Origin of the sequence: Pseudoalteromonas sp. Scap25 (assembly GCF_013394125.1) — a bacterium.
GTDB lineage: Bacteria > Pseudomonadota > Gammaproteobacteria > Enterobacterales > Alteromonadaceae > Pseudoalteromonas.
In genome coordinates, this window is the sequence record NZ_CP041327.1 from 1835566 (window position 1) to 1858193 (window position 22628).

Annotated in this window: 24 protein-coding genes, 2 tRNA genes and 1 pseudogene; 14 read left to right on the plus strand and 13 right to left on the minus strand. The window is 39.5% G+C overall.

Going from position 1 to position 22628, the window contains the following annotated elements:
• Window positions 1-42 precede the first annotated feature (42 nt).
• From nhaC to FLM54_RS08435, 8 genes are all read right to left on the minus strand, one after another.
• Window positions 43-1527: a Na+/H+ antiporter NhaC gene (gene nhaC, locus FLM54_RS08400; protein WP_138606189.1), complete on the minus strand. Its 1485-nt coding sequence runs from the start codon at window positions 1525-1527 to the stop codon at window positions 43-45.
• A gap of 159 nt (window positions 1528-1686) precedes the next feature.
• Complete coding sequence (prc, locus tag FLM54_RS08405) at window positions 1687-3711, minus strand: carboxy terminal-processing peptidase (protein ID WP_178956144.1); 2025 nt, start codon at window positions 3709-3711, stop codon at window positions 1687-1689.
• A 27-nt stretch (window positions 3712-3738) separates the two neighbouring features.
• Window positions 3739-4377 carry an RNA chaperone ProQ gene (gene proQ / locus FLM54_RS08410; protein ID WP_178956145.1) on the minus strand — a complete coding sequence of 213 codons (639 nt, stop codon included), beginning with the start codon at window positions 4375-4377 and terminating at the stop codon, window positions 3739-3741.
• 16 nt (window positions 4378-4393) lie between these two features.
• Window positions 4394-4672, minus strand: coding sequence for a hypothetical protein (locus FLM54_RS08415; RefSeq protein WP_138606053.1), 279 nt, complete (start codon window positions 4670-4672; stop codon window positions 4394-4396).
• Window positions 4672-5130, minus strand: a complete 459-nt coding sequence (locus FLM54_RS08420) for a GAF domain-containing protein (protein WP_054201014.1) — start codon at window positions 5128-5130, stop codon at window positions 4672-4674. The genes FLM54_RS08415 and FLM54_RS08420 overlap by 1 nt, the downstream gene beginning before the upstream one ends.
• A gap of 128 nt (window positions 5131-5258) precedes the next feature.
• Window positions 5259-5639 carry a hypothetical protein gene (locus tag FLM54_RS08425; RefSeq protein ID WP_008112036.1) on the minus strand — a complete coding sequence of 127 codons (381 nt, stop codon included), beginning with the start codon at window positions 5637-5639 and terminating at the stop codon, window positions 5259-5261.
• Between the two features lie 172 nt (window positions 5640-5811).
• Window positions 5812-5902: transfer RNA gene (locus FLM54_RS08430), tRNA-Ser, on the minus strand.
• A gap of 51 nt (window positions 5903-5953) precedes the next feature.
• Window positions 5954-6044 (minus strand) — tRNA-Ser (locus FLM54_RS08435).
• Between the two features lie 252 nt (window positions 6045-6296).
• On the opposite strand from FLM54_RS08435, the gene FLM54_RS08440 reads away from it, so the two are divergent.
• Genes FLM54_RS08440 through FLM54_RS08465 form a run of 6 tightly spaced genes read left to right on the plus strand, consistent with a single transcriptional unit; the run spans window position 6297 to window position 8985 of the window.
• Complete coding sequence (locus tag FLM54_RS08440; protein ID WP_008112034.1) at window positions 6297-6962, plus strand: Bax inhibitor-1/YccA family protein; 666 nt, start codon at window positions 6297-6299, stop codon at window positions 6960-6962.
• Between the two features lie 55 nt (window positions 6963-7017).
• A complete protein-coding gene (tusD, locus tag FLM54_RS08445) occupies window positions 7018-7371 on the plus strand; it encodes a sulfurtransferase complex subunit TusD (protein WP_178956146.1) in 354 nt (117 codons plus the stop codon).
• Window positions 7368-7724: a sulfurtransferase complex subunit TusC gene (gene tusC, locus FLM54_RS08450; RefSeq protein ID WP_178956147.1), complete on the plus strand. Its 357-nt coding sequence runs from the start codon at window positions 7368-7370 to the stop codon at window positions 7722-7724. Before tusD ends, tusC begins: the two co-directional genes overlap by 4 nt.
• A complete protein-coding gene (locus FLM54_RS08455) occupies window positions 7721-7987 on the plus strand; it encodes a DsrH/TusB family sulfur metabolism protein (RefSeq protein ID WP_010390171.1) in 267 nt (88 codons plus the stop codon). Before tusC ends, FLM54_RS08455 begins: the two co-directional genes overlap by 4 nt.
• Before the next feature lie 3 nt (window positions 7988-7990).
• Window positions 7991-8320, plus strand: a complete 330-nt coding sequence (locus FLM54_RS08460; RefSeq protein ID WP_010390172.1) for a TusE/DsrC/DsvC family sulfur relay protein — start codon at window positions 7991-7993, stop codon at window positions 8318-8320.
• Complete coding sequence (locus FLM54_RS08465) at window positions 8320-8985, plus strand: pseudouridine synthase (RefSeq protein WP_178956148.1); 666 nt, start codon at window positions 8320-8322, stop codon at window positions 8983-8985. Before FLM54_RS08460 ends, FLM54_RS08465 begins: the two co-directional genes overlap by 1 nt.
• A gap of 21 nt (window positions 8986-9006) precedes the next feature.
• Here FLM54_RS08465 and FLM54_RS18965 read toward each other — a convergent pair.
• Window positions 9007-10282, minus strand: a pseudogene (locus tag FLM54_RS18965) (diguanylate cyclase).
• 354 nt (window positions 10283-10636) lie between these two features.
• Here FLM54_RS18965 and mnmA point away from each other — a divergent pair.
• The 5 genes from mnmA to FLM54_RS08495 all read left to right on the plus strand — a co-directional run bounded on the left by mnmA (window position 10637) and on the right by FLM54_RS08495 (window position 15432).
• A complete protein-coding gene (gene mnmA, locus FLM54_RS08475) occupies window positions 10637-11737 on the plus strand; it encodes a tRNA 2-thiouridine(34) synthase MnmA (RefSeq protein ID WP_010390175.1) in 1101 nt (366 codons plus the stop codon).
• A complete protein-coding gene (gene hflD, locus FLM54_RS08480) occupies window positions 11737-12339 on the plus strand; it encodes a high frequency lysogenization protein HflD (protein WP_055012553.1) in 603 nt (200 codons plus the stop codon). The genes mnmA and hflD overlap by 1 nt, the downstream gene beginning before the upstream one ends.
• 31 nt (window positions 12340-12370) lie before the next feature.
• Window positions 12371-13741 carry an adenylosuccinate lyase gene (gene purB / locus FLM54_RS08485; RefSeq protein ID WP_055012554.1) on the plus strand — a complete coding sequence of 457 codons (1371 nt, stop codon included), beginning with the start codon at window positions 12371-12373 and terminating at the stop codon, window positions 13739-13741.
• 80 nt (window positions 13742-13821) lie between these two features.
• The gene (locus FLM54_RS08490) at window positions 13822-14964 is read left to right on the plus strand and encodes a cupin domain-containing protein (RefSeq protein WP_178956149.1); all 1143 of its coding nucleotides are present in this window, start codon (window positions 13822-13824) and stop codon (window positions 14962-14964) included.
• Window positions 14965-14973: 9 nt separating this feature from the next.
• On the plus strand, window positions 14974-15432 hold the full coding sequence (locus FLM54_RS08495; RefSeq protein ID WP_138606032.1) for a GNAT family N-acetyltransferase: 459 nt from the start codon (window positions 14974-14976) through the stop codon (window positions 15430-15432).
• 33 nt (window positions 15433-15465) lie between these two features.
• Here FLM54_RS08495 and FLM54_RS08500 read toward each other — a convergent pair whose 3' ends face one another.
• On the minus strand, window positions 15466-16683 hold the full coding sequence (locus FLM54_RS08500; protein ID WP_010390182.1) for a pyridoxal phosphate-dependent aminotransferase: 1218 nt from the start codon (window positions 16681-16683) through the stop codon (window positions 15466-15468).
• Window positions 16684-16810: 127 nt separating this feature from the next.
• Entirely contained in the window at window positions 16811-17155 is a 345-nt protein-coding gene (locus FLM54_RS08505; protein WP_138606028.1) for an Hpt domain-containing protein, read from the minus strand.
• Between the two features lie 131 nt (window positions 17156-17286).
• Here FLM54_RS08505 and FLM54_RS08510 point away from each other — a divergent pair, with 131 nt between their 5' ends.
• Both FLM54_RS08510 and FLM54_RS08515 read left to right on the plus strand, forming a co-directional pair.
• Window positions 17287-17880 (plus strand): tRNA-uridine aminocarboxypropyltransferase, encoded by a 594-nt coding sequence (locus FLM54_RS08510; RefSeq protein ID WP_178956150.1) that lies wholly within the window; start codon window positions 17287-17289, stop codon window positions 17878-17880.
• Window positions 17881-17898: 18 nt separating this feature from the next.
• A complete protein-coding gene (locus FLM54_RS08515) occupies window positions 17899-18681 on the plus strand; it encodes a CLCA_X family protein (protein WP_138606024.1) in 783 nt (260 codons plus the stop codon).
• 25 nt (window positions 18682-18706) lie between these two features.
• Here the strand turns inward: FLM54_RS08515 and dcd are convergent, their stop codons facing one another.
• On the minus strand, window positions 18707-19291 hold the full coding sequence (dcd, locus tag FLM54_RS08520) for a dCTP deaminase (RefSeq protein ID WP_138606022.1): 585 nt from the start codon (window positions 19289-19291) through the stop codon (window positions 18707-18709).
• A gap of 2 nt (window positions 19292-19293) precedes the next feature.
• Window positions 19294-20370, minus strand: coding sequence for an iron-sulfur cluster carrier protein ApbC (gene apbC, locus FLM54_RS08525; RefSeq protein WP_138606020.1), 1077 nt, complete (start codon window positions 20368-20370; stop codon window positions 19294-19296).
• 177 nt (window positions 20371-20547) lie between these two features.
• Between apbC and metG the strand changes: the two genes are divergently transcribed.
• Window positions 20548-22572: a methionine--tRNA ligase gene (gene metG, locus FLM54_RS08530; protein WP_041708923.1), complete on the plus strand. Its 2025-nt coding sequence runs from the start codon at window positions 20548-20550 to the stop codon at window positions 22570-22572.
• Window positions 22573-22628: the final 56 nt, after the last annotated feature.

Genomic DNA, 22628 nt, shown 5'->3' on the forward strand with positions numbered 1-22628 from the left:
CAAAAAAATAGCCCCTTTTAGTGATAAAAGGAGCTACTTAAATTAAGCCGTTTGTTTAGGTTTAATACGTAGTATCTTAATTCCTAAGTAAGCGTAAATAACGGCTAAGAAAGGATTTATAAGGTTAAAGAAAGCATAAAGCGCGTAATCAAACGGATTGATTAATAGAACACTTTGCATATACGCACCACAGGTATTCCATGGTATTAGTGGGCTGGTAATTGTGCCGCCATCTTCTAGAGTACGAGATAAGTTAACAGGCTTTAAACCACGCTTTTTGTATTCTTCTTTAAACATCCGCCCAGGCACCACAATGGCAATATACTGGTCCGCAGCAATTACATTGGTACCAATACACGTTGCAATGGTTGAGGCGATAAGAGAGCCAGTGCTTTTTGCTATTTTTAGAATACTTTTAACAAAAATATCAAGTAGCCCTGTTTTCTCCATAATCGCACCAAACATCAGTGCTGTCATGATCAACCATGTAGTGGTTAGCATACCAGACATGCCGCCACCACTCAGTAACGAGTCCATTTTTGCATCGCCCGTATTAATTGTGAAGCCATCAAAAAAGGTGGTCCAAACTAGTTTGAAATAACCGACAAACTCACCCTGAGTCATGTCTATTTGGCTAGCAATTAAGTCCGATTGAAATAACATTGCCCACACCGCGCCAATCACGGCACCAATAGAAATCGCCGGAAACGCTGGCATTTTTCGAATAGCTAATGCGAGTAATACAATTAACGGCACCAACATTTCTAAGCCAATGTTAAAGTTTTGCTGAAGAATTGCAGTTATTTGCTCTATTTGACCCGCCTCTCCCGCAGCAGTAGCGTTAAAGCCCATGAAAATAAAGATGATTAATGCAATGACAAAGCTGGGTACTGTAGTCCAAAGCATATGATGAATATGTTCAAACAAATCTGCACCAGCAACGGCTGGAGCTAAATTGGTTGTTTCCGATAATGGACTAAGCTTATCGCCAAAATAAGCGCCTGATATTACAGCACCCGCGGTAACTGTCGGCTCTAAACCCAGTCCTGAAGCAACACCGAGTAACGCAACACCTATAGTTGCAGCTGTAGTCCATGAACTTCCAATACTCATTGCTACAATGCCACAAATTAAACAACTCGCGGCGTAAAACCAGCTGGGATTGATAATTTGTAGACCGTAATAAATTAATGTCGGAACGGTTCCTGATAATAGCCAAGTTCCGATTAATGCCCCTACCATGAGTAAGATTAAAATCGCACTAAGAGATAAAGTGATCCCCTCAATCATTGCATCTTCTAATTTTTTCCATGTGTAGCCATTTTTTAAACCAATTAACGCCGCAGCGAATGTTGCAAATAACAAGGCAATTTGATTTGGACCTGACGATGAGTCATCACCAAATAAGTACACAGCGGCACCTAATAAACAAATTAATACAGCAATTGGAATGAGTGCATCAAAAAACGAGGCACTTTTAAGTGGTTTTTCTTCAATTGGCTTCAAAATATAGACTCCTACACACATTCGATGCATGTTGATTATTTTTATTAGCACGTACGCGCATTTATTGAGCACTATTGATCTAGCTCAACTTTTGGTAATCCGCGATTATAACAATTTAGCAAATTATCGATAGTAAAAAAGGCGCCTAGGCGCCTTTTTTTTTGCAAAGTGAAGCTTATTTTAGCGCTTAGCTACGCGACCATATTTAATATAATCTTGTGTAATAAGTGCAGCTTCTTCAAGAAATGGGTCAAGCTCTTCAATCACCTCTGGTACATCGTCCAGATTTTCTATTGGCTCTTTACCTAAACGATTTAAGCGCTCATTAGTACGGGCTAGTGCGCGTGCCTCATTTTCTTCTTTTTCTTTAATGCGCTTTTTCTCAACCAAAGAAATTGTTTTACGATCTTTTTCTTCGTTGTAGCGAGCGATATCTTCAAACACATAATTAAATTCAGGTTCGGCTTTAATACGCTCATTATGCTGCTTTTCAAGTACACTGATAATAGGGTTTAAACGCCCTATTTGCTTATACTTTGCTTTTACTATGCTATCCCACGGCAAGGCATTATCTTGTTTACTTTCACCCCATTCTGCAGGGTCAATGGCTGATGGGAAAGTAATGTCTGGGATCACCCCTTTATGCTGTGTACTACCACCATTAATGCGGTAAAACTTTGCAATCGTATATTGCACACTACCTAATGGGTTATCGTATAAGTCATAAGCACGCGCTAAACCTTTATGCTGCTGCACGGTCCCTTTACCAAAGGTTTGCTCACCAATGATAACGGCGCGGCCATAATCTTGCATTGCTGCGGCAAAAATTTCAGACGCGGATGCGCTGTACCTATCAACAAGCACTGTTAACGGGCCATCATAATAAGTAATGCCGTCACGGTCTTTTTGCTCTTCAATACGGTTGTTTAAGGTATGAATTTGTACTACTGGACCTTGATCAAAAAACAAACCTGATAACTGCGTAGCTTCATATAATGAACCGCCGCCATTTTGACGTAAATCAATAATAATTCCGTCTACGTTTTGTTCTTTGAGTTTAGCCAACTCGACTTTTACATCTTTAGATAAGTTATTGTAAAAACCAGGAATTTCTATTACACCAATTTTGCTGGTTAAATCAGAATAACTGGCTTCAAACACTTCTGATTTGGCAGCTCTGTCTTCTAGACGGATTTTATCACGGGTAATTTCAACCACTTTTGGCGTACCGTGAGCATCCGCACCCTTTAGGTATTGCAAACGCACTTTAGTGCCTTTGGGGCCTTTTATTAAATCAACCACATCATCTAAACGCCAGCCAATTACATCAACAAACTCTTCGCCATCTTGAGCCACACCAATAATGCGGTCATCGGCTTTAATTTGCTCAGATTTGTCTGCCGGGCCTCCAGGCACTAAACTACGAATTACCGTATAGTCTTCATCAGGCGTTAATACCGCACCAATGCCTTCAAGCTCAAGATCCATATCCATTTTGAACTGCTCTGCACGACGTGGAGATAAGTATGAAGTATGTGCTTCAATACTACGTGCAAGTGAATTCATTACAATTTGAAATGCATCTTCAGATTTTGATTGTACAAGACGCTTTTCTGCGTTTTTATAACGCTTGGTCAGCACGTCTTTTATGCCAGGCCAATCTTTACCTGTCATTTTTAACCGTAATGCATCATATTTTACACGCTCGCGCCAAATTTCATCTAATTCAGCTTGCGTAGTCGCCCATGGCGCATCTTCACGGTCATAAAAGTATTCATCTTCAGTGTCGAACGTCATTTCATTTTCAAGTAATGAAAGCGAAAATTCGTAACGTTCAAAACGACGTTTAAGGCTTAAGTTGAAAATATCAAATGTAAACCCTAACTTGCCGCTAATAAGCGCGTTATCGAAACGCTCACGATATTGCTCAAAAGAGTCAATATCGCTTTTCAAAAACACGCTTTTATTAAAATCAAGGGATTCGATGTAACGATCAAACACTTTACTTGAAAGCTCATCGTTAAATCGAACAGGTGTGTAATGCGAACGAGTAAATAGATTAGCCACTCGTTTACTGGCTGTACCGTGCTGACTTTCTTGCTTAAGCAAAGGTAAGTCTTTTAATGTTACCGGCTCTACTGCAGCCAATAATGAACCTGAAAACAGCGCAGCAACTAACGGAATGAGCGTAAACTTTTTACTCATACACAACTCCTTAATTTTTTTCGCAGCTTAAATAATGTATAAGCTGTCGGCTTTGGTTTTAACTTGCATACCGGTCACTAATTCAACGTGAACATCGTCTTTGTTTACTTCAGTGATGACTGCATTAACAAGTGCTTGGCCAAGTTTAACCTTAACCTTATTATTAACCTTGACCTCGCCTGCAGGTAAAGGTTCAACTTTTCCTGAACGCTTAGGTGCAGCGGCTTTTGCAGGTTTTGTTGCAGCCGGTGAGTTTTTAGCCGCATGAGCTGGTTTCTTTTTGAAAGATTTTGCATCTGAATCTTGACGAGGACGCTGCTGCTTTTTACGCTTTGCCATTTTAGCACGGCTTTCTTCCAACGCTTTTTGTGCGTGGTCAATATGCTCTTGCTCAACTTTTTCGCCTTGATTTCCGTCAAGATCGATTCTAAATTCAGATTTAGTAACTGCCTCAAGGTAGCGCCAGTTAGAGGTGTATTTTCTAAGTGCTTGACGAACTTGTGTCTTACTAACTTTTTCAGACCCTTCAATGCGCTCAGCGATATCTTTGAAAATACCTACTTTAAGCGGCTGAATGCCCTCTTTTTGTTTAAAACATTGTGGAAATTCTTGGTATAAGAACTCCAATACTTCATTAATATCTTTTAGCTTGTTTGTGGTTTCCATTTTAGAACCTATTTAATCACATCTTTTCATCAAGGGCAGAATCAACATAGTGGATACACCAATCAACTAACTCTTCAAAGTCAGCTTCAATCACAGCCATATCACCACGTAAATGTTCCCAAATACCATTTATAATTTCATCAATTGAATCACAGTCTAAATCATCAGGAAGACGATCCCATGCCATGTGAATCAAATCATTGAGCGTTTCCGCTACATGTTCTTCATCCCCTTCCCAATCACCAACATCTTGAACGGCAAAAAGGTAGTCTTGAACATTTAGCAAGTCTTTCATTACAGGCTAGCCTCTAAGCATTTTACAAGTGCTTCAAGCCCTGCTTGGTCATCAGTATCAAATCGGCCAATACTTGGGCTATCTATGTCTAGTACCGCAAATACAGATCCATTTTTCATGATAGGTACAACTATCTCAGAATTTGATGCTGCATCACAGGCTATATGACCGTCAAAAGCATGCACATCTGAAATTAATTGGGTTTGCTCGGTCGCCGCAGCAGTGCCACATACCCCTTTTCCTACTGGAATACGAATACAAGCTGGATTGCCTTGAAATGGACCAAGTACCAATTCTGATGGTGAATCCATAAAATAAAAGCCCGCCCAATTCACATCTTCTAAAGAGGTAAATAACAGCGCGCTTATATTTGCCATATTGGCAATTATGTTTGATTCACCGCCTATCAGCGATTCAGTTTGCTTAACTAATGACTGGTAAAAATCGTGCTTTTGCATACCAAACTACTTCTTATTAAACATACAGTAGCTAAAGGTACTCTTTGTCACTAAAAATTGAAACCTTTTGCGGGTAAAAAAAAGGAAATTACATGGTTTTACGACACACTTGATTAAATATTCCGCAATTAACTTTGTACCGATTTACGCAGGCCGAATAAAAACAGTCCAGCGGCAAACCCTGACATCACACTATTAATTAAAAAGATCTCGCCTGTAGTGGCGCTCAAAAGATAACTAAAAATAGCGCCTCCCAGCAAGCCCAGTGTTAAAACTCCAGAATAATTTACCTTAGAATACTTAAACATAAGTAAATAACCCGGTACTACAAACGCGGCCATCGTTAACCCTACTATATGCGCGTTAGCAATAGCGGTCATTAATAGTCCTAAAAAAATAGAAACAGCGTCACCACGCATAGTCAATGCGTAGTAAATCCCCAACATACTGCCAATAATAACGGGAGATAATAATGAAAGTGCGACACTTTTTGCGAGTTGATGTTTCATTGTAAGATCCTTAACAAAAACATAAATCTTTAATTTCTAAGCATGCACTAAGAGCCAAAGCTTATAAATAGAGACTATGGTCGTATTTTCTAACTGAATATGCTTGGTTTTGAAGAAGGTATAGCGAATATGAGGCACAAAAAAGCCCGCAAATAGCGGGCTTATCTGATAATGGTGGAGAGATAGGGATTTGAACCCTAGAGGGGCTATAAACCCCTGCCGGTTTTCAAGACCGGTGCATTCGACCACTCTGCCATCTCTCCGAAAGTGCATAATCTACAAGTAAGAGTGTACTCATAATTATTTTAATAAGGTGGTGGAGAGATAGGGATTTGAACCCTAGAGGGGCTATAAACCCCTGCCGGTTTTCAAGACCGGTGCATTCGACCACTCTGCCATCTCTCCGCACGGCCTGAATAATAGGGAAACCCTTGGGCTTTGTGAAGCTTTTTTTTCATTTTTTTGTTCAAGTGATTAAAAAACAACTAATTTGTTTAAACATAAAGCAATGAGAGCAAATCCTAACCGGCAAATGAACTTTTATTTAAATTTAGTTGTCTATTGATCTACAAAGGTTTGCCCAAACATATAAGAGTTGGTAATCTAATTTTAGTTAAATTACAGGAACTACTTAGTTTCACTTACAGGAGCTCTACAATGGCGTTTAATCAATCGTACAATACTGCAAAGCCGGTAATGTCGACCATTGAAACAAACAAAGTGCTTAAAAACACTTATTTCTTACTTGCAATGACACTTGCATTTAGTGCAGTCACTGCCGGTATTTCAATGGCACTGCAATTACCTTACTTTATGGGACTTGTATTCACACTAGTTTCATTTGGTCTACTTTTTGTTGTTAATAAAAAAGCAGATACAGCATCTGGTGTATTTTGGGTGTTTGCGTTTACAGGATTAATGGGAGCCGGCTTAGGCCCTCTACTAAATCACTACGCGCAATTACCTAATGGCCCTATGCTAATTATGCAAGCGCTAGGTTCTACGGCGTTAATCTTCTTTGGTTTATCTGCTTATGCACTTAACACTAAAAAAGACTTCTCATTTATGGGTGGCTTTTTAACTGTAGGCTTAATCGTGGTTATCGTGGCAAGTATTGTAAATATTTTCTTAGGTAGCTCGTTAATGTTTATGGTTCTAAACGCAGCAGTTGTATTAATCATGTCTGGCCTAATTTTGTTCGATACGAGCAGAATCATTAACGGCGGCGAAACAAATTATATCCGTGCAACTGTATCTTTATACCTTAGCGTATATAACCTATTTACTTCATTACTTGCCTTACTTGGCGCAAATAATGACTAATTAAATAGTTCTGTTAAAATAGCCCCTTTATTGGGGCTTTTTTATTGGAATAGTTTTGGCACGCTTTGTACTTTCTTTACATACTCCACCATCAGATCACGATACCACTCAACGTATTGTTAAGTTTGCTCATGCCTGCCTAGCGCAGGGACATAGCGTTGATGCGTTATTTTTATACCAAGATGGTATTTATCATGCTTCAACTCATTTTGAGTTAGCCTCAGATGAGTTGAGTACTCCCTCGCTTTGGCAGCAACTGGCTGAAAAAAATATAAAACTAATGTTATGCGTTACTGCGGCTGAAAAGCGAGGCTTAGATATAAAGAATACCGGCGCATTTGCTGTTGCAGGCTTAGCTGAATTTGCCATGCTGGCCAGTGAAGCAGATAAATGGATACAATTTAAATGATTAATGTACTCGTAATTAGTCAGTCAAGCCCATTTGATGACATGCATATCCGCGATGCACTTGATATGACCCTTATTTTTGCTGCCGTAGATCAAAATATTAGCTGGTTGTTTAGCGGCCCAGCTGTGTTAGCGCTTAAAAAAAACCAAAAGCCAAATAGTTTAGGTATCAAAGATTTTTTTAAAAACATTAAAATGTTGGAAATCTATGATATTGAAAATATTTATGTGTGTGAAAAGTCACTGATTGATTATGGTTTAAGTAAAAGTGAACTACTCATTGAGGCAAACATAGTAAACTTTAATGCCCAAAAACAGTTAATTCACAATCAGCAGCATGTGGTGACCCTATGAGTACTTTACATATTTTTTCAAAACCACTGAATTACTACAGTACCCACAGCTTAGACAATCTAATTATGCTCACAGACAGTGTTTTACTCGTGGGTGACGCTTGCTTTGCAAAAGGGCAATATAGACAATTTGCTGACTCACTTTATATTTTAAAAGATGATGCAGAAGCTCGAGATATATCATTAAATATGAACGACAAAGCAATTAGCTATGATGAGTTCGTTACCCTCAGTTTAACTGCAAAACAATCAATTACTTGGTGAACCATGTTGGAATTTAATAATCAAACAATAGACACTGATAAACAAGGTTATTTGCTAGATCATACTGTTTGGTCAAAAGAGTTAGCCAATGTTATTGCAGAGCAAGAAAACATCACATTAACTGAGCAGCATTGGGAAGTTGTTAACTTTGTGCGAGAGTTTTATCTTGAATATAACACTAGTCCAGCCATTAGAATGTTAGTCAAAGCCATGGCTAAAGCACTCGGTGAGGATAAAGGGAACAGCATGTACTTATACAAACTTTTTCCTAAAGGGCCAGCCAAACAAGCAACTAAAATTGCGGGTTTACCTAAACCTGCACGGTGTATTTAATGAAGCATAAAACTGAACATTCGCCCTCCTCAAAGGGTAAGCGCAATACAGGCCGTACTTACTCTCGAAGTGGTATCAATAAAAGGACAGTAAAAAGACCAATAAAGCCGGCAATAGCGCAGAGCGATAAAAAAGTCATTTTATTTAATAAACCTTATGATGTTCTTTGCCAGTTCACTGACGATCAAAATAGGCAAACATTGGCTAATTTTATTTCTATAAAAGATGTTTACGCAGCAGGTCGTTTAGACAGGGACAGCGAAGGGTTGTTGTTATTAACAAACTGCGGCAAGTTACAAAATACGCTCACATCGCCTGGTAAAAAAACCAACAAAACCTATTGGGTTCAGGTTGAAGGGATCCCAACACAAGCATCTATCGATGCTTTAAATAAAGGTGTCGAACTAAAAGATGGCATCACCTTGCCCGCTGAAGTAACTTTAATGAATGAACCAGCGCTTTGGCCAAGGACTCCTCCTGTGCGAGAGCGTAAATCAATACCTACATCATGGCTAAGTATTACAATTAACGAAGGCAGAAATCGTCAAGTTAGACGTATGACAGCTCATGTTGGCCACCCTACTTTGCGTTTAATTCGCTACAGTATCGGTAAATACACGCTAGAGGGAATAAATAGCGGAGAATTCAAAGAAATTGATAATTAACCATCAAGTTGCGTTAATTATCTAATTATCTGTAGCTAAAGCAATACAATTTCTTCCTTGTTTTTTCGCGTAATAAAGTGCGTTATCTGCTTGTTTAAAAAATTGTGCATGATCGCCATCGTGTTCATGCTCTATGGTGTTTATTCCCATACTGACAGACAATATACCAGTAAAGCTGTCTTTGTGGGGAATGGCCATTTTTTCAATCGATTTTTGTATTTGTTCGGCAATAAATAATGCCCCTTGCTTACCTGTTTGAGGTAACAGCACGACAAACTCTTCTCCTCCGAATCGCGCAACAAAATCTTCTGGCCTGCAGACAGTTTCAGCTAATTTTTGCGCAACTTGAAATAAACATTTATCTCCTTCGAGATGACCATACCGGTCGTTATACTTTTTAAAATTATCGATATCAATAATGATCATCGAAAGCTCACGATGCTCGTTCGATAACTTGTTAAATTCAGACGTTAGTTTTTCATCAAAGCGCCGCCTGTTGGCTATTTTAGTGAGTGAGTCTAAAAACGCCATATCACTGAGTATTTCTTGAGTTTTTAAACGCTCAGTAGCATCGTTGAATATAGCAATAAATTCTCCTTCAACACTGATACCAGAAACTTGCATCACAATCTCACTGCCATCTTTACAAGAAATTCTGTAATCATTAGCTGGAATATCATCATTATTTTTGATTGGCTTGCTCAAGTGACTCCTGCCATAACGTTTGTGCAAATGTTCTGTAATCTTTTTCAGGGTAGGCTAATTTCCACCAAACATTAAGATTAGGTACGTCTTGTAACGTGTAACCAAATACATCAATAAAACGTTGGTTCACTTTTAAAATATCACCAGTTACCATACAAACATCACATACCGGTAAGGGTAGAATCGTGAATAACCGCGCATAATGACTCAGCTCATGCTTGCGCATAGGGTGTTGGGTAGTGCTTATAACATTATAGTCTTGTTCTTTGTTTTCACGTTCAAGCGATACATTCATTGAAGCGACAAAATGCCACTCTACCCACCATTTCTCTAACTGGCTTAAAATTGCCTTTTGTGATGATTTTAAAGAGCCTAGAGAGGATTCTATAAGCCTAAACAGCTCAACAATCGGATTAGGCTCTTGATAAAGATAGGGAGCTGGCACAGTTATAATGTCATAGAATAACTTATAAGCTGATTCTTTGAATTGCTGTAGTGAATAATCGTCTTCAAAAGTAAGATTTGACACCGTTTTTTCGGACGTATCCAGCACAAACGACTTAACCAAATGTGATTGCGAGGCGTAATTCATATATTCATTCCATTGATTATATTTTAGGTTATTTAAGTATTTACGTGTTTAGATACTAATTAAGATATGGTAGGTAATCTCAAATGTAAAGTTTTGTTAATGAAGAATAGCGCTACGTAATTAAATACGACAAAAGCAACTTACAAAGTATGAAGCCATCAATATAATTCATTCCTTTTCATTAGCCTAAAAATGAGTAAATTACACACCAAACTACGCCTTACTAACCATTGGATGGAAAAAGTTACAACAAAATCTATTCAATCCCCCATCCTCTCTTTAAGCACCAACAAAATACATGCTATAATCGCGGCCTTTCCAAGTTAACAGTAATCTGTATAAGCGAAATTATTCATGAGCGAAAATAGTCACATTAAAGTCATCGTTGGTATGTCCGGCGGTGTTGATTCTTCTGTATCTGCATATTTATTAAAACAGCAAGGCTACCAAGTAGAAGGCTTGTTTATGAAGAACTGGGAAGAAGATGACAATGATGAATATTGCGCTGCTGCTGAAGATTTAAAAGATGCACAAGCTGTATGTGACAAGTTAGGCATTGAACTTCATACCGTTAATTTTGCTGCTGAATACTGGGATAATGTATTTGAATACTTTTTAGCAGAATACAAAGCGGGTCGTACACCCAACCCAGATATAATGTGTAATAAAGAAATAAAATTTAAAGCGTTTTTAGAGTTTGCTGCGCAAGCACTTGGTGCTGATTTTATTGCAACTGGTCACTATGTGCGCCGAGAGCTACGCGATGACAAATACGTAATGTGCCGAGGCCTAGACGATAACAAAGATCAAAGCTACTTTTTGTATACACTAAGCCATGAGCATATTGCGCAAACACTATTTCCTGTCGGAGATATTGCCAAACCAGAAGTACGCCGCATTGCTGAAGAACAGGATTTAATTACCCATGATAAAAAAGACAGCACCGGCATTTGTTTCATTGGCGAGCGTAAATTCAAAGATTTTCTGCAAAAGTTTTTGCCTGCACAACCTGGAGTAATTGAAGACACCGATGGTAACAATGTAGGTGAGCATGAAGGCTTGATGTATCACACCCTTGGCCAGCGTAAAGGTTTATTAATTGGTGGCATGAAAGAAGGCTCGGGCGAACCATGGTACGTGGTAGATAAAGATATAGAACGAAATGTTCTTGTTGTTGGTCAAGGTAAAGATCACCCTCGCTTGTACAGTAACGGCCTTAATGCAAACCAATTACACTGGGTAGATCGCGTTGGCCCGCAAGGTACAACTCGCTGCACCGTTAAAACTCGCTACCGTCAAGAAGACTTAAGCTGTACATTACTCGTTGGAGAAGATGGTATGGCACGCGTATTGTTTGATGAGCCGCAAAAAGCCGTTACCCCAGGACAATCCGCCGTATTTTACGCTGATGAAGTCTGTTTAGGCGGTGGTATTATTGATTCGGTGATTAAGTAATGAATCAACATCAAGTCATGGCACTTGCTGCCATGTGCCAAGTAGCAAAACAAGTACAAAAGGTTGCTCAATACGGTCGTTGTGATGAACATGACTTATCAACGTTGTTATCAAGTATTGTGCAAACCTCACCCGCCTCTCCTGAGGATGTATACCAAGGCACACAAAATTTGCGTGATGGCTATAAAACATTAATGGCACAACTGAGTGCCGGTGCTCAAAAAGATGTTGAAATAGTTAAATACGTGGGTGGCTTAATGCAGTTAGAGCGAGCCCTTAGTGCCAATAGTAAGAGCCTCAATGAATTAGGTAAACGTATTGATGATATTCATCGTCGTTTAGATCATTTTGCTATTACTGATGACAGTGTTGTTGCCGGTTTAGCAGATATATACTCGTCGGTGCTAAGCCCCCTTGGGCACCGAATCCAGGTTTATGGTAAACCCGAGTTATTAAAACAGCAGCTCACTCAAAACAAAATCCGTGCGTTACTTTTAGCCGGCATTCGTAGTGCAGTATTATGGCGTCAAATGGGCGGCAAACGTCGTCATTTCTTTTTTGCAAAAAGAAAAATTCTCGCCATTGCTAAAACAAAAATTTAATTATCGTTCAAACTAAAATTTAGGAGTTATTATGGAGCTTTCAGCGTTAACGGCTATCTCTCCGGTTGATGGTCGCTACGGCAGCAAAACCACTGAACTACGCAGTATTTTTAGCGAATTTGGATTAATCAAATACCGCGTAACCGTTGAAGTGCGTTGGTTGCAAGCGTTAGCTGCAGCAAGCGATATAAAAGAAGTCCCAGCTTTAAGCGAGCAAGCAAACGGACTATTAAATGCTATCGTCGATAACTTCTGTGAAGCCGATGCGCAGCGTGTTAAAGACATTGAACGCACCACTAACCATGATGTAAAAGCCGTAGAGTACCTACTAAAAGAAAAAGTAGCTGATAACGCTGAATTACATGCCATTAATGAATTTATTCACTTTGCATGTACATCTGAAGATATTAATAATCTATCTCACGGTTTAATGTTAAGTGAAGCACGTAACAATGTTATTTTACCTTATTGCGATGAGCTATTAAGCGCAATTAAAGAAAAAGCTGTTGAATACAAAGCCATTCCAATGATGACCCGTACGCATGGGCAACCTGCAACCCCATCAACTATGGGTAAAGAGTTTGCAAACGTATACATGCGTTTAAAGCGTCAACGTGATCAAATTGCCCAAGTAGAAATGCTAGGCAAAGTAAATGGTGCTGTAGGTAACTACAATGCTCACCTAAGTGCTTACCCTGATTACGACTGGCATACTCACGCAGATAAATTTGTAGCTAGCCTAGGTTTAACACTTAACCCGTTTACCACACAAATTGAACCGCATGACTACATTGCAGAACTATTTGATGCTATTGCGCGTTTTAATACTATATTGCTCGATTTTGACCGCGATATGTGGGGATACATTGCGCTTAATCACTTCAAGCAAAAAACCATTGCTGGTGAAATTGGCTCATCAACTATGCCACATAAAGTAAACCCTATTGATTTTGAAAACTCAGAAGGTAACTTAGGTTTAGCTAATGCCATATTAGGTCACTTAGCGCAAAAGCTGCCTGTTTCTCGTTGGCAACGTGATTTAACTGACTCAACCGTATTACGTAATTTAGGTGTAGGTATGGGTTATGCTGTTATTGCATACCAATCAACACTTAAAGGTGTAAGCAAGCTAGAAGTTAACGAACAGCGATTAGCCGATGAGCTTGACCAAAACTGGGAGCTATTAGCAGAGCCAATTCAAACAGTAATGCGTAAATACGGCATTGAAAAGCCATATGAAAAGCTAAAAGATTTAACGCGTGGTAAACGTGTAAATCAAGAAATTATGGCTGACTTCATTGATGGTTTAGATTTACCAGACGCTGCAAAAGCAGAAATGAAAAAGCTAACCCCAGCCAACTACATTGGTCGCGCTGTTGAGTTTATTGATGATTTAGTTTAATTACTCAAATCTACTAATAAAAAGCGAAAGGTACCTGCCTTTCGCTTTTTTCATTTAGGTCTTAACGTTATAGGCATTCTATGTATCAATTAAAAATAAATGAATTATCTGAGCAAGCGTTTTTAAATCAATATTGGCAAAAAAAGCCACTGTTAATCAAAAGAGGTTTTAATGACTTTAAAGACCCTCTTGATGCCAATGAACTGGCAGGCCTTGCTATGGAAGACAGCATAGAGTCGCGTATTATAACCAACCATAACCAGCAATGGCAGTCCCATCAAGGGCCGTTTGAAGATTTTGAAATACTCACCGACGAGCACGCTACTTTATTAGTACAAGCAGTCGATCATTGGCACCCAGAAGCCGCACAATTGCTTGAACCATTTCGTTTTATTCCTAACTGGCGCATAGATGATTTAATGATCAGCTACTCAACCCCTGGCGGTGGTGTTGGACCACACTTAGATCAATATGATGTATTTATTATACAAGGTGAAGGCAAACGCCATTGGCGTGTAGGCTTACCTGACGCCTCATTAAAGCAATTTGCTCAAAATAAAAGCTTGCTACAAGTTGAAGCTTTCACCGCAGTAATTGATTGTGTTTTAGAGCCTGGTGACATTTTGTACATACCACCAGGTTGTCCGCATGAAGGCTATGCCATTGAAAATGCTTTAAACTACTCGGTCGGATTTAGAGCGCCTAATCAACAAGATTTACTGTCTAGTTTTGCAGATCATATTATTGACACAGAAAGCGGCCAAAAGCGTTACACGGACCATACCCTCGCGCTACGTGATTCAAAAGGTGAGCTTACGCAAAGCGAAGTTGATAAAGTAAAAACGTTAATGCAGGCTTTAATAGAAAACGACAACTTATTTAAAAACTGGTTAGGAAACACATTAAGTCAACCTAAGCATGATATGGATTTAGCGCCTGAAGAAAACCCGTTTAGTACAGCTGAAATTATGCAACAACTTGAAAATGATGTGACATTTGAGCGTGTTGGTGGCACGCGTGCAATTTACCAATGCATAGGTGATGAGCTGCTTTTAAGTGTTAATGGCGAAAACTACCCTTTACCGCTATCTGATTTAGAGGCTGTAAAACAGCTAACTGATTTTATTGAATTTGATAGCAGCTTGCTGAATTCAACCACACCTAGCCTAGATTTTATCGAAACCTTTACTACACTGGTAAATGAGGGGATTTGGTTTAGCTAGGAGGAGGCTATGGTTTATACTGTTGACAAAGTTGATTGGCAAAGTGAAAAAGATCAACTTCAACAAATAAGAGAGCGTGTTTTTGTTTACGAATTACATATTCCAAAGAATATTGAATTTGATAGCTTAGATGCGTTCGCTCAACATATTCTGGTTACCGATAATATGCACTCACCTGTTGCCACAGGTCGATTATGTAATGATGGTTTAATAGGTAGAATTGCCGTACTACCCCAGCACCGCAATCGCAACGTTTATAAATCTCTACTTAATTTCATTGTAAAGCTTGCCGAAGAGCAAGGTATTGAGGCTGTCAGTATTAACTGTATTTTAAATGAAGTAGAACGATTCAAAAATAACGGCTTTACTGTGCAAGGGCACGTTTTTATGGAAGCTGGCATTCCAAGACAGCGAATGGAATGCCCTATTACATGCTTTGAAACACGGCCATTTACTTTAGTGCATTAACCAAAAAACGAGCCATTTGGCTCGTTTTTTACTTTATTCTTGTCGGTAATCTTTGAAGAACCGCTGCATTTTCATCATTGCACTGCTTAGATCATCTTTATTAGGTAAAAACACCAATCTAAAATGATCGGGATCTGGCCAGTTAAAAGCGCGCCCATGTACTAATAATATTTTTTCTGCCTTTAACAAGTCAAACATCATTTGTTCATCATTTTTAATATTAAACAATTTTGTATCAACTTTGGGAAATGCATACAGCGCCCCTTTTGGCTTTTTACAGCTTATCCCCTCAATTGCATTTAATCCACGCCAAGCAATATCTCGTTGCTCGTATAAGCGACCTCCGGGGTCAATTAAACTGTCAATGGATTGTACCCCACCCAATGCTTGCTGAATGGCATATTGAGCAGGGACGTTTGCGCATAAACGCATTGAGGCAAGAATATCGAGGCCTTTAATTAAATCTGTCATTAAGGCAGTGCGCCCGCTTAGCACCATCCAACCCATTCTAAGACCAGCGGCGCGATATGTCTTAGCTAAACCGTTAAACGTAATAATGGGAATATCGTCGCACAATGCACCAATAGAGGTATGGGTAACTCCGTCGTATAGGATTTTCTCGTATATTTCGTCACTTAATAGTAAAAGTTTGTGCTCTCGGGCAATGTTGATCAATTCTTCAAGCAAGGCATCACTGTACACTGCCCCTGTTGGATTATTAGGGTTTATTAACACCAATGCTTTAGTTTTCGAGGTGATTTTGCTTTTAATATCATCAATATCAGGAAACCAATCTTGCTCTTCATCACATAAATAGTGAACAGGGTTACCGCCTGCTAGCTTTACCGATGCAGTCCAAAGCGGATAATCGGGTGCAGGAATTAATACTTCATCGTCATTATTTAACAACGCTTGGGTAACCATTTGAATAAGTTCACTCACACCGTTGCCAATGTAAATATTATCAACGTCTAAGTTGTGTAAACCTCGCTGTTGGTAATGCTGATAAATAGCAACACGCGCAGAGTAAAGCCCTTTAGAATCACAATAGCCTTGAGCAGAATATAAATTACGGATAATGTCACGGTGCATATCTTCTGGCATATCAAAACCAAATGCCGCGGGGTTACCAATATTAAGCTTAAGTACTTTTTGGCCCTCGTCTTCCATTTTTTTAGCTTGCACTAAAACGGGACCACGGATGTCATAACAGACGCCGTCTAATTTATGACTCTTTTTTATTTCTGACATTGTTACCTCTAAAGAGCAAGTTAGTCTTAAGACTAACTCAGTAAAGCCGTGAATTACTAGGGAAATTAAGCGCTTAAAACTGAAAAAAATTCACGTTAACATTCTATTCTGTTCTTTTTAAACGAGCTTACCGCTGAGCTTGCCACTCATTTAATTTTGCTTGTGAGCCAATAACTTGCGCCATTAAATTATTTGCTGCATCAACAGCCTGTTCCTCGTTATCATTATTTAAATTATATTCAATTAAACGTGCCACTTCGGCTAAACTTGCCGCTCCAAACTGAGCTGCATTTGATTTAAGGCTATGAGAATGGCGAATAGCAGCCTCTTTATCTTGCCCAAGCGCTGCAATAGTTTCGCTTCCTAAGCGCTCAAATTCCGCACAACAAAATTCCAACGTATCTGGAAATTGTTCACCTAATAGCGATTCCATACTTTCTAAAGCGGATTCGTCGATACTGATCTCTGTCATATTAATGCCCTTTAATGCGGTCCTGCGATTTCTCTTTCATCTCTTACTCTATATCTAAGCACAAAAAAAACCAACTTTATTAATGCAAAAATGTATAATTAGGTTAAATGTATTAATCGAATGGTTAGCTTATGGCACGTGCACTTTGTGAACGCTGTAATTTTTCGCTAAGCACCTGTATTTGCAATGCAATCACCTGTGTTGATAATCAAACTCAGGTTGTTGTGTTACAGCACCCCAGTGAAGCAAAAATTAGTAAAAATACGGCACAGTTATTGGCATTAAGTTTAACGCGATGCAAAATAATTAAAGGCGAAAATAATCAAGACTTTGCTTGCTTGCAAAAGCTGCCGCTCAGCTCAACGGTGTTACTCTACCCAAACGAGGGCGCAATTGAGTTAGATTTAGCCAATAACAATGAAAACGTACAACCGATTACGCATTTAATAGTGATCGATGGAACATGGAATAAAGCTTTTAAAATTTTGCAATTAACTCCGCTATTAAAACAGTTTAAAACAGTAAGCTTTCGCCATATTCCTACTAACCGCTATGCTATTCGTAAAGCCCCAAGAGCAGATAGCTTGTCAACGCTAGAGGCAGTAGCGCATAGTTTATCGCTTATTGAAGCACTCAATCCGGCGCCGTTGTATGATTTATTAGATGAATTAATTACCAAACAAACCCAACATATGCCCGCTCACGTAAAAGCACGTTACCTGTAATTAAAAATGAAATAACTAATGCGTAATACCCCTTCTCGATTAAAGCGCGGATTCTCACGCCAAGGCCCTGACTATCGTTTTGACGACCAAGTTGATTTTAGCGATATTAGAACGACTTTTGGTTTTCGTTCGATGGTGGTTGGTAAGTGGGTGACTAAAGAAGAGCGCTTTATTAGTGCCAATTTAATTTATGATGCACTGGCTGATTTAGCGCAAATTTTACATTTACCACCAACAGCAATTGGCCTTCGCGGTAAACTTAATTTTGCCTTTGGCCATGGCGGACAAAAAGGTGTGCAAGCACACTATAATGCTTATGACCAAACTCTCGCACTGGCAAAAAACGCAGGCGGCGGTGCTTTAGCCCATGAGTGGTTTCATGCATTCGACCATCATATTAGTGAGCATTTGTTTAAATCAAAAACCCGCTTTGGTTTCGCCTCTAAGTTATGGCTATCAAACTCTCCTGATTTGAGCCATCCACTTAATGATGCACTTAATCAATTTTATAAGCAGGTATTTTTAGCGCGAAACGGGGAAGATGCGAATGAATTTGTACAACGCTGTATCGCGTTTGATAAGGCACACAAGCAGCAATACATGAGTATGCCAGAGGAGCTTGCAGCTCGGTGTTTTGAAGCCTGTATAAATCAGCACCAAACAATAAAAAATAGCTTTTTGGTCAGTGGATTAAGCAGTAATAATTTAATTTACCCTGAGCTTAGCCAAACGCTACAAGCCAATGAAGCACTTAACCAATATTTTCAATTATTAGGTTACGCGCTTCATCAACAAACATAGTAATCGTTTCTAAAAATCAGAATTACTATTTATCATCACTGATACGACTTGCCACCGCGCTATTTTGATCTTTATATTTTGCATCAACACGGGTGTTATACGGGTTTTCACATGGGCCGGTGAGCGTTTCAAAACTCATTGCACCAATCTTCATCATAGGTCTGAGCGCAAGCGGCAGTTTACCCGAGTTGTAAAACTCTAAGACAATATTACCACTCCAACCAGGGTCGATTCTGTGTGCGGTGACATGCACCATTAAACCTAAACGTGCCAGTGACGAACGTCCATCTAACCAGCCAACAATATCAGCAGGTAACGTTACTTTTTCATAGGTTATTGCTAATGCAAGCTCACCAGGGTGTAAAAAGAATGCTTCACCTTCATCTAATACAATTTCGTCGCTCATTATTGATTCTAACGCTTTATTGAGCTGATCTTTTGGTCCACTTAAGTCAACGTAAGCAGCATTATGGGCATGAAAAGTTCTAAACTTATTACCCAAACGAAGATCCGCAGTCACCCCTGAAATCATTTCACTGGTTGGCGCTGGCTCAATAACAATCCGCCCATCGTTTAAATATTCTTTTATATGTGTATCTGAAAGTCTCATTTTTAATCTTCCGTAATCACAACTTCAATCGCGTTGTGATGTTGTTGATAGTAAAGCGTGCTGGCAATGAGCCGTGCGGCTGCACTGTAGGTTTCACTTATAGCGGCACTTGCATCATTGGCAATCAATTTACCTTGTTCAGAGGATTCTCTGATATTAATCGCAAGCGGAATGTGCGAAAGCACAGGAACACCATGCTTCATGGCTAATTTTTGTGCGCCATCTTTACCGAATACATGATTAGCCTCGCCGCAATGGCCGCAAATGTAATGGCTCATATTTTCAATTAAACCAAGCACTGGCACGTTTACTTTATTAAACATAGCGATGCCTTTTTGCGCATCTGCCAACGCCAAGTCTTGTGGCGTAGTAACAATTACAGTGCCACTGGCTGGAACTTTTTGGCTCATGGTTAATTGAATATCGCCAGTGCCTGGGGGCATATCGACGATTAAGTAATCAAGCTCACCCCAATCGGTTTCATTTAATAGCTGACTAAGTGCACCTGAGGCCATGGGGCCTCGCCATACGGTAGCATCGTCGCTAGGCACTAAAAAGCCGATAGATTGCGCTTTAATGCCGCTGGCATCAAATGGTTGTAATTGTTTGTTGTCTTTAGTAACAGGCTCACTGCCTACCAAACCGAACAACATAGGAATAGACGGGCCGTAAATGTCAGCATCTAAAATACCTACTTTAGCGCCTTCATTTTTAAGCGACCCAGCAATGTTAACAGCAGTAGTTGACTTACCCACTCCGCCTTTACCTGAGGCCACTAAGATAATATGTTTTATAGCTTTAAATTTTGCTGGTTCTTTAAGTGCAACCACCGCGCTTACATTTACTTCAGTTTTAAGTCGCTCAGCTAAAAATTTAGCGACATAGGGCATTTCAGATTGCGCGGCAAACGGAAGAATGAGTTTAACAGTAATTGATTTATCGGTGTTTTGAGTAATATCAGCAATAAAATCTTGCTCAATACCCACAGCAAAAGCGGCGCTGCGATAGGCCGCTAGAGCAGAAATAATCGGTTGTTTTTGCACCGATTTAGCAGAGAATAGTTTCGACAGTCCAAACATAGCAATAAAATAGCGTTTCTTTGATGAAAAGTGCCACGGAATTATGTAACATTCAGGGCATTAACACCAGTCAATTAGTAAATATCCATAAGCAGTGTACTCTGTTAGCACCCCGCTTATCGATAATGTAATAATTTTCATCTGTTCCTGACTAGGAACGCTTAATTCGGAATGATTATGGCACAGCGAAAGATCCTGATTACTAGCGCATTACCTTATGCCAATGGCCCTACCCATTTAGGGCATTTATTAGAGTATATTCAAACTGATATTTGGTCACGTTTTCAAAAACTACAAGGCCACGAAGCATACTATGTGTGCGCCGATGATGCTCATGGCACACCTATTATGCTTAATGCGCAAAAGCAAGGGATCACGCCAGAGGAAATGGTTAAAAACGTTAGCATAGAACGCCAACGCGATTTTGCTGATTTTAATATCAAATTTGATAATTACCACAGCACTCACAGCCAAGAAAATAAAGAATTTAGTGAGCTTATTTATAACCGCCTTAACGATGCCGGTCATATTAAAAAGCACACTATTTCTCAGTTATTCGATCCAGAAAAAGGTATTTTTCTGCCAGACCGCTTTGTTACTGGCACCTGCCCTACCTGTAAATCAGAAGATCAAAATGGTGATAGCTGTGATGCCTGTGGCGCAACTTATAGCCCAACAGAGCTAATCAACCCACGCTCTGTCATGTCGGGTGCTGAGCCTATTTTAAAAGATTCTGAGCATTACTTTTTTGACTTACCAGCCTTTGAAGGCATGCTTAAAGAATGGCTACACTCAGGCACAATCCAGCAAGAAATGGCGAACAAGCTAGATGAGTGGTTTGCCGATGGTTTGCAGCAGTGGGACATAAGCCGTGATGCACCTTATTTTGGTTTTGAAATTCCAAACGCACCAGGTAAATATTTTTACGTATGGCTAGATGCGCCTATTGGTTATATGGCGAGCTTTAAGAACTTATGTGACAAACAAGGCATCGACTTTGATGCTTTTTGGCAAGAAGGGTCTGACGCTGAGCTTTATCATTTTATTGGTAAAGACATTATCTATTTCCACAGCCTGTTTTGGCCTGCGATGTTAGAGGGCGCTCAATTTAGAAAGCCTACTAACGTATTTGCTCATGGATTTGTTACGGTGAATGGCGCGAAAATGTCTAAATCAAAAGGCACGTTTATTAAAGCGCGTACTTATTTAGATAACCTAGATCCTGAATTTTTACGTTATTACTACGCAGCTAAACTTAATAGTGGTATTACCGATTTAGACTTAAACCTAGAAGATTTTGCACAGCGTGTAAATTCAGACTTAGTGGGTAAAGTAGTTAATATTGCGAGCCGTTGTGCTGGCTTTATTACTAAAAAGTTTGACGGTAAGTTAAGCGACACAATTATGGAACCACAGCTGCTTGCTGAGTTTCAAAATGCCTCAGCCACTATTACTGAACATTACGAAAATCGTGAATACAGCCGCGCAATCCGTGAAATTATGGCGCTTGCTGATAAAGCAAATCAATTTATTGATAATGCTGCGCCTTGGGTGCTTATTAAAGACGAGTCTAAGCAAGAAGAAGCGCATCAGGTATGTTCGTTAGGACTTAACCTATTTCGCGTGCTGATCACTTACTTGAAGCCTGTACTACCTGGTATGGCAACAAATGTTGAAGCCTTTTTAAATGATGAGCTTACATGGCAAGGTGTGCAAACTGCACTAATAAGCCACCCTATCAATAAATTTAAGCCGTTAATGCAACGTGTTGAAATGGACAAAGTGAATAAAATGGTTGAAGAATCAAAAGAAAGCTTAATCGCTGAAAAAGACAAAATCGATCCTAATAGCCCACTGGCAAAAGAGCCTATCGCAGCTGAGATTGAATTTGATGACTTTGCAAAAGTAGATTTACGCGTTGCTAAAATTGCTAAAGCAGAGCACGTAGAAGGCGCAGACAAACTACTTAAGTTAACTCTTGATTTAGGCGGCGAAACGCGCCAAGTATTTGCAGGCATTAAATCAGCTTACGCACCAGAAGACATCGAAGGAAAGCTAACTGTGATGGTTGCGAACCTTAAACCACGTAAAATGCGCTTTGGAATGTCTGAAGGTATGGTACTTGCTGCAGGCCCGGGCGGTAAAGAAATATACATTCTTAACCCAGACGATGGTTCAGAACCTGGTATGCGAGTAATGTAAGCACTGTGCTTGTTTAAAAAGCCGCCAAATATTTAGCGGCTTTTTTATTGTTGACG